16 protein-coding genes are annotated in these 13,181 nt (G+C 36.9%); 1 reads left to right on the top strand and 15 read right to left on the bottom strand.

Annotated elements, in window-relative coordinates; all coding sequences use genetic code 11:
• The 9 genes from dxs to accB form a co-directional block, all read right to left on the bottom strand.
• Positions 1 to 1,893: a 1-deoxy-D-xylulose-5-phosphate synthase gene (gene dxs / locus AB1279_RS06765; RefSeq protein WP_429758231.1), complete on the bottom strand. Its 1,893-nt coding sequence runs from the start codon at positions 1,891 to 1,893 to the stop codon at positions 1 to 3.
• A gap of 263 nt (positions 1,894 to 2,156) precedes the next feature.
• Positions 2,157 to 3,050 carry a polyprenyl synthetase family protein gene (locus AB1279_RS06760; RefSeq protein WP_429758230.1) on the bottom strand — a complete coding sequence of 298 codons (894 nt, stop codon included), beginning with the start codon at positions 3,048 to 3,050 and terminating at the stop codon, positions 2,157 to 2,159.
• On the bottom strand, positions 3,050 to 3,280 hold the full coding sequence (locus AB1279_RS06755) for an exodeoxyribonuclease VII small subunit (RefSeq protein WP_429758229.1): 231 nt from the start codon (positions 3,278 to 3,280) through the stop codon (positions 3,050 to 3,052). The genes AB1279_RS06760 and AB1279_RS06755 overlap by 1 nt, the downstream gene beginning before the upstream one ends.
• A complete protein-coding gene (xseA, locus tag AB1279_RS06750) occupies positions 3,270 to 4,628 on the bottom strand; it encodes an exodeoxyribonuclease VII large subunit (protein WP_429758228.1) in 1,359 nt (452 codons plus the stop codon). Before xseA ends, AB1279_RS06755 begins: the two co-directional genes overlap by 11 nt.
• 27 nt (positions 4,629 to 4,655) lie before the next feature.
• Positions 4,656 to 5,516, bottom strand: coding sequence for a bifunctional methylenetetrahydrofolate dehydrogenase/methenyltetrahydrofolate cyclohydrolase FolD (gene folD / locus AB1279_RS06745; RefSeq protein ID WP_429758227.1), 861 nt, complete (start codon positions 5,514 to 5,516; stop codon positions 4,656 to 4,658).
• Between the two features lie 333 nt (positions 5,517 to 5,849).
• Entirely contained in the window at positions 5,850 to 6,233 is a 384-nt protein-coding gene (nusB, locus tag AB1279_RS06740; RefSeq protein ID WP_429753920.1) for a transcription antitermination factor NusB, read from the bottom strand.
• A 346-nt stretch (positions 6,234 to 6,579) separates the two neighbouring features.
• Positions 6,580 to 6,972 carry an Asp23/Gls24 family envelope stress response protein gene (locus AB1279_RS06735; RefSeq protein WP_336481597.1) on the bottom strand — a complete coding sequence of 131 codons (393 nt, stop codon included), beginning with the start codon at positions 6,970 to 6,972 and terminating at the stop codon, positions 6,580 to 6,582.
• Between the two features lie 22 nt (positions 6,973 to 6,994).
• Positions 6,995 to 8,347, bottom strand: a complete 1,353-nt coding sequence (gene accC, locus AB1279_RS06730) for an acetyl-CoA carboxylase biotin carboxylase subunit (protein WP_429753918.1) — start codon at positions 8,345 to 8,347, stop codon at positions 6,995 to 6,997.
• A gap of 17 nt (positions 8,348 to 8,364) precedes the next feature.
• Positions 8,365 to 8,847, bottom strand: coding sequence for an acetyl-CoA carboxylase biotin carboxyl carrier protein (gene accB, locus AB1279_RS06725; protein ID WP_429753917.1), 483 nt, complete (start codon positions 8,845 to 8,847; stop codon positions 8,365 to 8,367).
• A 461-nt stretch (positions 8,848 to 9,308) separates the two neighbouring features.
• Between accB and AB1279_RS06720 the strand changes: the two genes are divergently transcribed.
• On the top strand, positions 9,309 to 9,482 hold the full coding sequence (locus AB1279_RS06720) for a DNA recombination protein RecO (RefSeq protein WP_429758226.1): 174 nt from the start codon (positions 9,309 to 9,311) through the stop codon (positions 9,480 to 9,482).
• A gap of 42 nt (positions 9,483 to 9,524) precedes the next feature.
• Here AB1279_RS06720 and AB1279_RS06715 read toward each other — a convergent pair whose 3' ends face one another.
• The 6 genes from AB1279_RS06715 to spoIIIAC are packed head-to-tail and all read right to left on the bottom strand — an operon-like array spanning position 9,525 to position 13,169.
• On the bottom strand, positions 9,525 to 10,082 hold the full coding sequence (locus AB1279_RS06715) for a SpoIIIAH-like family protein (protein WP_429753915.1): 558 nt from the start codon (positions 10,080 to 10,082) through the stop codon (positions 9,525 to 9,527).
• Between the two features lie 12 nt (positions 10,083 to 10,094).
• Positions 10,095 to 10,739: a stage III sporulation protein AG gene (gene spoIIIAG, locus AB1279_RS06710; RefSeq protein ID WP_429758225.1), complete on the bottom strand. Its 645-nt coding sequence runs from the start codon at positions 10,737 to 10,739 to the stop codon at positions 10,095 to 10,097.
• Positions 10,732 to 11,361 carry a stage III sporulation protein AF gene (gene spoIIIAF / locus AB1279_RS06705; RefSeq protein WP_429753913.1) on the bottom strand — a complete coding sequence of 210 codons (630 nt, stop codon included), beginning with the start codon at positions 11,359 to 11,361 and terminating at the stop codon, positions 10,732 to 10,734. Before spoIIIAF ends, spoIIIAG begins: the two co-directional genes overlap by 8 nt.
• 12 nt (positions 11,362 to 11,373) lie before the next feature.
• Complete coding sequence (spoIIIAE, locus tag AB1279_RS06700) at positions 11,374 to 12,543, bottom strand: stage III sporulation protein AE (RefSeq protein WP_429753912.1); 1,170 nt, start codon at positions 12,541 to 12,543, stop codon at positions 11,374 to 11,376.
• A 14-nt stretch (positions 12,544 to 12,557) separates the two neighbouring features.
• Positions 12,558 to 12,956: a stage III sporulation protein AD gene (gene spoIIIAD, locus AB1279_RS06695; protein ID WP_336482006.1), complete on the bottom strand. Its 399-nt coding sequence runs from the start codon at positions 12,954 to 12,956 to the stop codon at positions 12,558 to 12,560.
• Between the two features lie 9 nt (positions 12,957 to 12,965).
• Complete coding sequence (gene spoIIIAC / locus AB1279_RS06690; protein WP_020061584.1) at positions 12,966 to 13,169, bottom strand: stage III sporulation protein AC; 204 nt, start codon at positions 13,167 to 13,169, stop codon at positions 12,966 to 12,968.
• Positions 13,170 to 13,181 lie beyond the last annotated feature (12 nt).

Raw genomic sequence — 13,181 nt, 5'->3', positions numbered from 1 at the left:
TTACGCCCTTTTTTGTTTTAATGGAATCATTGTACAAATGCGTTCAACAACTGCATCTGTTGTTAAGCCAATTTCTTCAAGAAGTTTAGATACACTGCCATGTTCAATGAAATGATCAGGAATACCCATACACTCAATTAATGCATTATGGTACCCTTTCTCACTAGCAAATTCTAACACGCCAGAACCAAATCCCCCCATTAAACACGCCTCTTCAATTGTTAAAATTGGCATATTCTTTCCTAACAGCTCATGTAAATATGCTTCATCCATAGGCTTAATAAAGCGAGCATTTACAACCTTTACAGAAATACCTTTCTTCTCGAGGCATTCTGCTGCCTCCATTGCCATCGGAATTGTCGTACCAAATGTTAAAATGGCTGCTTGTGAACCTTCACGAAGCGTTTCCCATGTACCGATTGGAATTTCTTTAAACTCCTCATCCATAGGTACACCAAGCCCATTTCCACGTGGATAACGAAGTGCAATTGGTCCATTTTCATAATTAATAGCCGTATATACCATATGTTGGCCTTCATTTTCATCTTTTGGCATCATGAGAACGATATTCGGAAGATGGCGTAAAAATGCAATATCAAATATACCTTGATGCGTTTCTCCATCAGCTCCTACCAACCCTGCTCGATCAATTCCAAAAAAGACATTTAAATTTTGACGACACACATCGTGAACAACTTGATCATAAGCACGTTGTAAAAACGTAGAATAAATCGCTAAAAACGGCTTCATATCTTGCGTCGCTAAACCAGCTGCCATCGTTACCGCATGCTGCTCAGCAATCCCTACATCAAACATGCGATTAGGAAACTCTTTCGCAAATTTTTCAAGCTTTGATCCAACCGGCATTGCTGGTGTCACAGCAACAATACGCGGGTCATTCTTCGCTAGCTTGCGAACCGCCTCACTAATAACAGAACTCCATGCCGGCGCAGCTTCTTTCGGTTTCACGAAATCACCAGACTCAATTTTGTATGGCCCTGTGCCATGCCAAGTTCCCACCACATCACTTTCAGCCGGCTTATAGCCTTTTCCTTTTTTCGTAATGACGTGGACAATAACAGGGCCCTTTGTTTTCTTTGCATATTGAAGATTTTCAAATAAACTTTCATAATCGTGACCATCAACAGGGCCTAAGTATGTAAAGCCTAACTCTTCAAAAAATACACCAGACACAAGTAAATATTTCAAACTGTCTTTTACTTTTTCTGCTGTTGCTGCTACTTTACCGCCTACTGCTGGGATTTTCTTCAGTAAGTATTCTAATTCATCTTTTACCCATTGATATTTCCCTGCTGTACGTAAACGTCCAAGTACGTTATGCAATGCACCAACGTTCGGGGCAATCGACATTTCATTATCATTTAAGATAACCGTCATATCTGTTTGCTCATGTCCAATATGATTTAGCGCTTCCAGTGCCATTCCACCTGTTAGCGCACCATCACCAATAATTGGAACAATATACTCTTTCGTTTTCTTTAAATCACGCGCAAGCGCCATTCCCATTGCGGCAGATAATGAAGTAGAACTATGTCCTGTTTCCCATACATCATGCTCACTTTCGCAACGCTTTGGAAAACCGCATAATCCTTTATATTGTCGTAATGTACCAAACTCCTTTGCACGCCCTGTTAAAATTTTATGTACATAGGATTGATGTCCTACATCCCATAAGAATTTATCCCTTGGACTATTAAATACTTTATGCAAAGCAATTGTGAGTTCTACTACACCTAGGTTTGGAGCAATATGTCCACCAGTTTGAGAAAGCTCTTCAATTAAAAACTTTCGAATATCTTCGCTTAACGCCTCTAATTCACTTATAGACATATCCTTCAAAAAACTAGGATTTTGAATTTGCGTCAGATCCACAAGGATCACTCACTTTCGTTTCATAATCTGTCATCGTGTCAACTATTATACAAAATACCTATAAAACATAGTTGTACTTAATTGTATTAAAAAAATCAAGCATATTCTTTAATTTTATACGATGAAAAAAGAGCCGCTAACACAAAGTGATAACGGCAATGTAATCTACATATATTTTTGCCAATAACAAGAAAAGAAAAACCTTTGTCTACATTTATACCATAAAATCCTGAATGGCTCAACAAACGAAAACGTTCTTAATACTAGTGATTACGCTTTGCAATTAAATCACAAATTGTTAACAAATATTCATCTTGTAATTGCAAAGAAGAAATTGCGTCTTTTGCTTTTGCAATTGTCTCTTCTAAAATTTGCTTCGCTTCTTCTACTGTAAACAACGTTGTATATGTGCTTTTTTCATTTGTCATATCGCTTCCGACTGGCTTCCCAATTTCTTCTTCTGTTCCTTCTACATCTAGAATATCATCACGAATTTGAAAAGCAAGTCCAACATATTTCGCAAATGTAAGTAGTTTTTCTTGTTGCTCAGTCGTAGCCCCTGATAATAGTGCACCGGCTAATACTGCAAATTCTAATAAACGGCCGGTTTTGTGCTTATGAATATATTCTAACTCATGAAGAGTTAACTGTTTTCCTTCCGCTTCCATATCCGCAACTTGTCCCCCAACCATTCCTTCTGGTCCTGCTGCCTTTGCAAGTTCTAACGCAATGCGCAGCTTGATTTCAGGAGTAACGTCTGTATGCTCTTGCTCTGTTACAACTTGGAATGCATATGTTAACAATCCATCGCCGGCTAATACAGCCATCGCTTCACCAAATACTTTATGATTTGTCGGTTTCCCGCGGCGTAAATCATCATCATCCATACAAGGCAAATCATCATGAATTAAAGAGTATGTATGAATCATTTCTAGTGCACAGGCTGTACCTATCCCTAAATCTCTATCTTTCCCAAACGCTTGAAGCGTCGCAAATAAAAGTAACGGCCGGAGACGCTTTCCGCCCGCTTCTAATGAATATGCCATCGCCTCGCGAAGCACATTCGGACATTGCAATGTATTTGCATAACGCACAAGCTGTTCTTCAACAAATGCTTTGCTCTCTTTCATAAAAGCATCAAAAGCTACATACGCCATTATGCTTCATCTCCTAGGGCAGTAAAAGGACGAAGTTCACCGTCTTCACCAAGTATAACTGCCATTTGGTCTTGTACATCTTTTAATTTTTCATCGCAAAGCTTAGAAAGTTCCATACCTTCTTTAAAATATGAAATTGCTTCTTCAAGCGGAACATCGCCTTGTTCAAGCTTAGAAACAATTTGCTCAAGCTTTGCAATCGCTTCTTCAAAGCTCACATTATTTTCCATCGCCTAGTTCACGCTCCTCTATTCCACATACATTACATTCTAACAAACCATCTTGAAGCTGTACTGCAACCGCATCTCCAAGGTCAATTTCCTTCACGCTTTTTAACACCTGTTTTTTATTGTTATACACAAGACCGTAGCCTCGCATCATCACTTTAAGAGGACTTAAGGTTTCTAACTTCTCTACTGCTCTTGTAAAAGCAAATTCTTTCGCTTGTAAAAGAGTTTGCATTTCGCGTTGCAGTTGTTTTTGCAATGCATCCACCGTAAGCTTTGTTTGTTCAATTTTTTGAGAAGGATGATGCTTTCCTAAATAAAAGGACAGCTTCTGAAGCTGATTCGCCTTCTTCTCTATGTAACGTTCTTTCGTTTGCATCAGCTTATCAATTGTACGATCCAATTGTTCTTCCTTTTGCTCATACAGTTGTTTCGGATATCGAAATGCATATGATTTTTGTAATGCTTGCAGATGTTCCTGCTTATATTTCATCATCTCACGCATCGCTCGCGTTAACCGAAGTGTACGCTGCATCACTTTTTCTTCTAATTCAAGAATGTGAGGAACTGCCAATTCAGCTGCTGCTGTTGGCGTTGGCGCTCTTAAATCCGCAACAAAATCAGCAATTGTAAAATCCGTTTCATGACCAACTGCAGAAATAATCGGAACTTTACTCGTAAAGATTGCTCGGGCCACTGTTTCTTCATTAAACGCCCATAGTTCTTCAATTGAACCTCCGCCGCGCCCAACAATTAATACATCCATATCGTTCATTTCATTTGCCTGTTCAATAGCCTGTACAATCGAGGGAGCTGCGAACTCCCCTTGTACAAGAACTGGAAATACAATTACATTTCCAATAGGATAACGGCGTGTAATCGTCGTTATAATATCCCGAATGGCCGCACCCGTTGGTGACGTAATAACACCGATTGTTGTTGGATAAGCAGGAATTGGTTGTTTATATACTTGTGAAAACAGCCCTTCCTCCTCTAAACGAGCCTTTAACTGTTCATATGCTAAATGAAGATTCCCTACTCCATCTGGCTGCATATCATGAACATAAATTTGGTATGAACCACTTGCTTCATAAACAGAGATCTTCCCTTTTACAAGCACCGTCATCCCGTCTTCTGGTCTAAATTTCATATTACGATTGTGACTTGCAAACATGACCGCAGCAATTCTTGCATTTTCATCTTTTAATGTGAAATACATATGACCGCGGCTATGATATTTAAAATTTGAAATTTCTCCTTTTAACCAAACAGACTGTAAATGAGGATCATACTCTATTTTTGTTTTCATATAACGAGTTAATGCTGTAACGGTTAAATATTGCTTATCCATCTTTCTCTCCTCATAGCCGCTTTGTAATTACTTACAAACAACACCTGCGCGCTCTGCAGATAGTACTGTATTTTCTAGTAGCATTGTAATCGTCATTGGACCTACACCTTTTGGTACTGGAGTAATATAGCCTGCAACGTTTAATACATCTTCAAAGTCAACATCACCACAAAGTTTTCCTGTTTCTAAACGGTTTACTCCGACATCGATTACAACTGCACCTTCTTTTACATAGTCAGCTGTTACCATTTTTGCTCTGCCAACTGCAACAATTAAAATATCAGCTAGCTTTGTTAATTCTTTTATATTCGCTGTTTTTGAATGACAATAAGTAACTGTCGCATTTTCATTTAAAAACAGTTGTCCTACTGGTTTTCCAACAATATTGCTTCGTCCAATAACAACAACGTGTTTTCCTGTAATATCAAGGTTCGTTTCTTTTACTAATTCTAAAATACCGTGCGGTGTACATGGAAGGAATGTATCTTGTCCTGTCATCATACGGCCGATACTAATTGGATGGAAACCATCCACATCTTTCTCAGGAGAAATTTTTTCAATGATAGCCTTCTCTTCAATGTGATTCGGCAAAGGTAATTGCACTAAAATACCGTGAATACGATTATCGTTATTTAAACGATCGATTTCTGCTAATAAACGATCTTGTGTAATTGTATCAGGAAATGTAATTAATTCAGAATAAATGCCAACTTGTTCGCACCCTTTTTCTTTTCCCTTTACATACGAATGAGAAGCTGGATCATCCCCAACTAAAATAACAGCTAATCCTGGTACAATTCCTTGTTCTTTTAGTTCTGCAACTTTCTCCTTTAACTGTGCTCGCTTTTTCTCTGCAACTTCATTTCCTTTGATGATTACTGCTACCATGTTAAAATTCCCCCTTAAAAAATTATAAAGCTATTTTTCTTCTACCCCGCTCTAACGAGCAGTAGAGCCCCCATCTTAAAGGTTTGAAAATTCAAAGAAGATAGGTGAGGGTTAACTGCTCATAAAAGCTTAATTAGTCTTACTAACCATCTGTGAGGAGATGAAACTCCCCCCAGATGAAAGTTTCACTTTATCCCACTACTTTTGGGCAGTATGATTCCCACCTTAAGATTAAAAAGAAACGACAAAGATAGGTAGGGAATAACTGTTCATAAGAACCCGATTGGTGAAGGCTTTGCATCTGTAGGGAAAATCTCCCCACAGATGCAAGTTTCACTTTATACTAGATAAAACGCCGTTAATAAAACGACGAGATTCCTCGTCCCCATATGCTTTTGCAATTTCGATTGCCTCGTTAATAGATACGCTGTGCGGAATATCTTCCATGTATTTCATTTCATACACAGCAAGTCGTAAAATACTGCGATCAACAATGCTAATGCGCTCTAATTTCCACTTTTTTAAATTTTGACGAATAAGCTCATCAATTGCTTCTTTATGCTCTACACACCCGAAGACAAGTGTTTCTAAAAATTCATTTGTACTTTCGCCTTCTTCAAGTGCGTTTTCTACTGCAGCTTTCGGATTATATTCTCCGGTAATATCCATTTGATAGAGTGCTTGCATTGCTCTTTCTCTAGCCGTCCTACGTTTCATTATAACTCTCCTTTATACTTCAAGTCTTTCTTATGTTTTGTTATATTATTATAATTTATAAGCCGTCGAATTACTTACTCTTTATAAATTCCGCTGAGTTCTCAACCTTATAATACAATGATAATACCACAATTTATCGTTTCATACACGGGTTCCCTAACGGAAAAATAATAAAAAGATTAACTTCAAGTTCCATATCATACCACAATGTACGTTTTTTTCAAAAATACGTATTTACCCTTAAATATTTTTCATTTTTCCGAATGATATTATGTTTCTGAAATTAAGGTAAAAGTATACAAAACGATAAAAAAGGTGCCTGTATAACGAGGCACCTTTTTTAGTATTACACTGGCTCAATTTCTGTCTTTGGTGTTTCAAATGTTACACCAACGATATGCACGTTTATTTCTTTCGGTTCAAGGCCTGTCATTGTAAGAAGCGCTTGACGGATATTATCTTGAATGTTTTGTGCAACAACTGGAATTGCTACACCAAAGTACATTAATACATAAACATCAACGATAATGTCATCGTTTGCTAACTCTACTTTTACGCCCTTTCCGTGATTTTTCTTTCCTAACTTCTCAACAACATCTGTTGCAAAATTACCACGCATTGCTGCTACACCTTCTACTTCAGAAGCAGCAATACCTGCAATTACTTCAATTACTTCCGGTGCGATTTCTACTTTACCAAGGCTTGTGTCTTGCCCCATGTCTAACATATGATCAGCCATGAAAAAACCTCCTTTAAATGTATCAGTGCGCCGTTAAATCATGCTGTTCTAGAAACTTAGTGTTAAATTCACCTTGTACAAACTCAGGATGGTCAAGAAGTTGTAAATGAAACGGAATCGTCGTATGTACACCTTCAATGACGAATTCACTTAACGCTCGCTTCATTTTTGCAATTGCTTCTTCACGTGTTTTTCCGTAAACAATAAGCTTTGCAACCATCGAATCGTAATAAGGCGGAATCGTATATCCAGGATATACAGCTGAATCGACGCGAATACCAAATCCTCCTGGTGGTAAATACATTTCTACCTTTCCTGGAGATGGCATAAAGTTTTTGGCAGGGTTTTCCGCATTAATTCGGCACTCAATTGCCCAACCGTTAAATTGTACATCTTCTTGCTGCAGCGATAACCGCTCTCCTGAAGCAACACGAATTTGCTCTTTAATAAGATCTACCCCTGTTACCATTTCAGTTACAGGATGTTCGACCTGAATCCGTGTATTCATTTCCATAAAATAGAAACTTTTCGTTTTATATTCGTAAATAAATTCAACTGTTCCAGCACCTGTATAATCTACTGCCGCCGCTGCTTTTACTGCCGCTTCTCCCATTTGTTGACGAATAGTAGCATCTAAAGCTGGAGAAGGTGACTCTTCTAACAGCTTTTGCAAACGACGCTGAATTGTACAATCACGCTCTCCTAAATGAATGACATTACCATAGTTATCTGCCATCACTTGAATTTCCACATGACGGAAATCTTCAATGTATTTTTCTAAATATACACCAGGGTTTCCAAAAGCGGTACTTGCCTCTTGCTGTGTAATTTGAATTCCTTTCACAAGCTCTTCTTCAGTGCGCGCAACGCGAATACCTTTACCGCCGCCGCCCGCTGTTGCTTTAATAATAACAGGATATCCAATCTCCTCTGCGAGTGCTACAGCTTCTTCGATATTCTTAATGATTCCTTGTGAACCCGGTACAATCGGAACCCCTGCTTCTTTCATTGTATCACGTGCAACGTCTTTTGTGCCCATTTTTGAAATAGCTTCTGGACTTGGACCGATAAAAATTAAATTACATTCACGACAAAGCTCTGCAAAATCAGCATTTTCTGCTAAAAATCCATATCCAGGGTGAATTGCATCACAACCTGTTAATTTCGCAACACTAATGATGTTCGTTAAGTTTAAATAACTCTCCTTTGATACGGTTGGACCAACGCAGTATGCTTCATCGGCTACTTGTACATGAAGCGCTTCTTTATCTGCCTCAGAATAAATCGCAACTGTTTCAATGTTCATTTCTTTACAAGCACGAATAATTCGTACAGCAATTTCCCCGCGGTTCGCAATTAATACTTTTTTAATCATAATTCAAGACTCCCTTATTATGCTTTTACAAGAAATAGCGGTTGTCCATATTCAACAAGCTGACCGTTATTCACAAGGATTTCAACGATTTCTCCATTTACTTCTGATTCAATTTCATTAAAGAGTTTCATTGCTTCTACAATACAAACAATTTTCCCTTCTGATACGCGATCTCCTACATTTACATATACAGGTGCATCTGGTGATGGAGATGCATAGAACGTTCCGACCATTGGAGAAGTAATCTTTTTCAAGTTCTCATCTTGTACTGCCGGTTTCTCTTCTTGTTTTGGCGTTTCACCTTGAGCTGGTGCAGCAACTACTTCTGTTGCGATAGCTTGTACAGGTTTTTGTGCTGCAAGAGCAGGTTGCACAGCAACTACTTCATTGCCACGCTTTTTCATCTTAATTGTAGTACCATCTTTTTTGTATTCAAATTCATCAATATTAGAATCATCAATCAACTTAATTAATTCACGAACTTCTTGAATTTTAAACATATAAAATCCACTCCTATATACTTGTTTGTCCTGCTGCAATAGCTTGGTTGCTTCTACAAGCCATCATTCATAAACGCCATTGATGGAAGTTTCACTAAATCTTGCTATAACAGACAATAATAAATTACTTCGCGTACTCTCAATAAAAAACTACTATGAAGTTTCACACTATATATTCATCTTACGATAAATATTTTTAACATTCCAACTTATTTTTTCTTTATGATAAATAAAAACTCCTGTGAAAATAACAGTATATTATATTTTATCACCTAGTAATAATACCAAGCTTCACTCAAAATTGGCAAGACCACTTCTGAAAAAACAGTGACATATACCTTATTATGTAATTTTATTTATTTTTTACCAAATATTAAAGGTTTATTTACCTCCACTTCATATCCCCTTCATATAAAAGGAGTATCGTCAAAGTAGAATCCTATACAGTGAGGTGCGAAAACGTGAACATTTGGCTTATTCTCTTTCTACCAACTGTTATTATTTGGGTTATGGCTCTTGCTATTCAAATGAAATGCGGACAAAGTAATCGCCTTCATCAAGAACCGATGATTTTTTGCTCACAACGAATTTCTCCTATAAAAGTAAAAGAGGCTGAATTACAATTGCTAGACTAACTTCTAATAAACAAAAAAGGCTATCGAAAAATCGATAGCTTTTTACTTTGCGATTTCAAATCGAACGTCTGCCATTAAGCCCGTTTCACTTTTTACAAGCTGCATAATTTTATTTGCTTCTTTCGCAGAAAGCTTCGCTGCTTTCACTGTCACTTTAATGTCATTTCCATCTGCACGTACAAGTGCATCTTTATAGCCACCTTCTGTTTTAATCAATGTTTCTAATAATGTTTCTTTTGCTGCTAAATCACTTAATGCATTAAAGTCATCTTTTGCTTTACTTCTCTCTTCAGCAGAAGCGTTTGTTGAGTTCATTACATCTTGCAATTTTTCTTTCACTTCACTGCGCTGATCTTCCATTTGCAAACGTAGTGCTGTGAAACTATCATCACTAGCAGATTGACTAGATACATTACCTTCTTTTTTACTTGTTTCTTTTTTACTTGTTTCCTTTTGAGTTCCTTGCTTCTCTTTCGTTACTTCTTCAAGAGATGTTGTAACAACCTTACTTTTATTATCTGGCGTCATTACATAGTATACCGAAAGAACAACAACTAAACTTAACATCGTTAATAACCAAACTGTTTGTTTTTTTAGCACTTTATTTCCTCCCTAATTCTTTTTTGGCAAGACAGATACACGGTGGCTTGGGACATCAAGCATACGCGTAACAGCTTCTTTTACCATTTGTTTTACTTGTATATTATCCACTCCTTTTGCAACAACAAGAACACCTCGAACTTTCGGCTTCTCTTTTCGAAGTACAATAGGAGTTTCTTTATCCCCTTGACGTACAATCACGGTTTTATCATCGGTAGACTCATCCTCAACTTTTCGTGTTCCACCTTCTTTATCTGTTTCATTTGTCGTTTGCGATCGCTTCACCGTATTTTTGTCGAGTATTATTTCTTCAGATGAATCAAGATTGACTGTAATTGTTACATCTTTAACACCTGTAATACTTTCTAATGCTTCTTTTAATTGTTGCTCATATTCTTTTTCATATTTATCAATGATAGATTTATTGTCGCTGTCCTTTTGTCCAAACGTCGGTACATCTTTAGGCTGTTCTTGCCCTGTCTGCGATTTCAAAACAGGTACTTCTGGTTTTTTCGCTTGAAAAAGATTACTAGAAAACATAAGAAGCATACCGAGTATAAGCAAAACAATTAAAAACTTTGATGTTATTTTTTTCTCTTTCTCATCTTTTTCATTTCCTTTAAAAAAATTGCGAAAAAATTGAAATTTGTTATTCATTTGCTTTTTCTGCCCCCCCTTCCATCTGAACTTTAATTTTGTTCTCTTCTAATTGCCATTTGTTTGAGAAGAATTGTTTCATTTCAGCTGTGTTTTGTTCTGATGTCTTTCGAGGTTCTTTCGAATTAATTTCTACCTTTTGAATTGTTTCAATAGCTCCTTCTCGATTACGATCCTTTTTTTGAAGCATTACGACAACAGACTGAATATCTTGCTGAGATTTCACTTCCTTTTTTTCTTCTGGTACTTGTATCTGCAAACTCATAACGGCCATACCATATTTTTCTTCCAGTTCTTTTCCAATTTGTTTTTTCATTTGGACAGCCATCTGTTCTAAAATATATGCACGTTGTGAGGCTTGTATTTCTTTTTTCTTTGTATCAATTTGATTTTCTACTAATCCATTGGCCACATACTTGTCTTGACTAACGTTTGCAATTACATCTTGAATGTCTGTTTGCAATAATTTAAACAAGGGCGTTAAGATTAAAACAACTAGAAGCAAACTAACAACAAATTTGACATACTTTTGTAATTTTGAATTAGGAAGTAACATATGAAGCATCGTCGCTAATAGTAGAAACACAATAATATTCCGAATCCACTCTACTACAAATTGCAACCTGATCACCCCCTAACGCATCATTAACGTAATATTTCCAGCTGCGATAATAATAGTGATACTTAAAAAAAACATAAACGATACAATAGCCAAGCAAGCAAACACGTATATAATGCTTCTACCGATAATATCTAGGCATTGGATAATCGCCCCTCCACCAACAGGTTGTAGCACTGCTGCTGCAAACTTATAAATAAAAGCAATGCAAAAAATTTGAATCGCAGGAAAAGCAACGATAAGTAATAAAATAACAATCCCAACAATTCCAATTGTATTTTTTAATAATGCAGATGCACTGAGCACTGTATCTGCTGCTTCGGTAAACATTCGCCCCACAACTGGAATAAAGTTTCCCGTTACAAATTTTGCTGTTTTAACAGCAATCCCATCCGCTACTGCTGTTGCCGTTCCTTGTACAGATAGCACACCAAGAAAGATTGTTAAGAAAATGCCAATGATGCTAACGCTAACATTTTGAAGCAGCTTGGACAATTTTGTGACTTTATATTGATCACTCATTGTACTTACAATACTTAAAATCGTTGCAAGCAGCAGGAGCGGTAAAACAATATAATTCATGAGCATCCCGCTCGTATTCATAAGAAAAACAATAATCGGATGAAAGAAGGAAACAGATACAACACCGCCTCCAGTAGCAATAAGCGCCAACAAAATAGGAAGAAGTGCTAAAATGAAATCTATCATTGTTTGAATAGTGTCCCTTGCATACGTCATTACAACGTAAAAACTATTTAAAGCAAAAACGATAAGCACCATATATACAACAGCATCTGCTATTTTTCCAACACTACTTTTTTCAAAAGCAGATTGAAGTGATTGAAGAAGCGCACTAAAAATAGTAAGCATAATAAGTGTCCCAAGCAACTTTCCATTAGCCACTAATTCATGAAATAAATATTTTAGTAATCCAATTAACCACTCTTTAATTGAAAAGTTTTTTTCTCCTTTTACAAACTCCATAAAGCTTCCCTTTTGGCTTTCCGGCAAATATCCCCCGTACTTTGCAACAAGGTCATCCCAATATTTCTTTACATCTTCTATCCCAAGCTTTCCTAGCTGTTCATCCACAACATTTTGTTCTAAGGGAGAAGCTTGTACGATAATTGGCAAAGAAAAAAAGAGGAGAAAGGTAAACAAAAGCTTTATTCCAAACGATCGCACATTTCACCCCTCCTTTATCCGGTTGGTAAAAAACCGAGAATTGTTTCAATTACAACCGTTAATATTGGAATCGCCATCACTAAAATTAAAATTTTTCCTGCTAATTCGATTTTTGAGGCAATCGCTCCTTGTCCTGCATCTTTCGTAATTTGTGCACCAAATTCTGCAATATAAGCAATTCCAATAATTTTTAGCAGCGTTTCCACATACACATTGCTCACCTTCGCTTCATTCGCAATGCGCTCAATCATCGTTAAAATAGAGTGAATTTGATCGATTATAAGTAAAAACATCACACTACCGACAAATACAACAAACAATGAAGTTATACTCGATTTATGTTGATTCAATACTGCCGCCAAAAAGGTCGCCACAAGCCCAAGTCCTACAATTTGTAATATTTCGATTCGAATCGCCCCCCTTTACTGAAAGAGAAAGACGCTTTTAATCTTGTCAAACAAATTGTTAATTAAAAATGCAACTTGAAATAAAATAACGACAAAACCAACAAGAATAACCCAGTTGGCAATATCTTCTCGCTTTAGTTCTTTCAGCACAGTATGAATGAAAGCTAAAATAATACCAATGCCTGCAATTTGAAAGATTAATCCAACGTCGATCGACATCACCTTTCCCCC

This window comes from Bacillus sp. S14(2024), assembly GCF_050473785.1.
GTDB classification, from domain to species: domain Bacteria; phylum Bacillota; class Bacilli; order Bacillales; family Bacillaceae_G; genus Bacillus_A; species Bacillus_A yunxiaonensis.
Note: the sequence above shows the minus strand (reverse complement) of the source record. Positions and strands in the feature narration are given on the sequence as shown.

Bases quoted from the DNA above. Each gene is read 5' to 3' on its own strand.
- nusB (WP_429753920.1), bottom strand. From the start codon at position 6,233: ATGAAACGTAGGACGGCTAGAGAAAGAGCAATGCAAGCACTCTATCAA.
- spoIIIAC (WP_020061584.1), bottom strand. From the start codon at position 13,169: ATGTCGATCGACGTTGGATTAATCTTTCAAATTGCAGGCATTGGTATT.
- folD (WP_429758227.1), bottom strand. From the start codon at position 5,516: ATGGTAGCAGTAATCATCAAAGGAAATGAAGTTGCAGAGAAAAAGCGA.
- spoIIIAG (WP_429758225.1), bottom strand. From the start codon at position 10,739: ATGAATAACAAATTTCAATTTTTTCGCAATTTTTTTAAAGGAAATGAA.
- AB1279_RS06755 (WP_429758229.1), bottom strand. From the start codon at position 3,280: ATGGAAAATAATGTGAGCTTTGAAGAAGCGATTGCAAAGCTTGAGCAA.
- accC (WP_429753918.1), bottom strand. From the start codon at position 8,347: ATGATTAAAAAAGTATTAATTGCGAACCGCGGGGAAATTGCTGTACGA.
- xseA (WP_429758228.1), bottom strand. From the start codon at position 4,628: ATGGATAAGCAATATTTAACCGTTACAGCATTAACTCGTTATATGAAA.
- AB1279_RS06735 (WP_336481597.1), bottom strand. From the start codon at position 6,972: ATGGCTGATCATATGTTAGACATGGGGCAAGACACAAGCCTTGGTAAA.
- AB1279_RS06760 (WP_429758230.1), bottom strand. From the start codon at position 3,050: ATGGCGTATGTAGCTTTTGATGCTTTTATGAAAGAGAGCAAAGCATTT.
- accB (WP_429753917.1), bottom strand. From the start codon at position 8,847: ATGTTTAAAATTCAAGAAGTTCGTGAATTAATTAAGTTGATTGATGAT.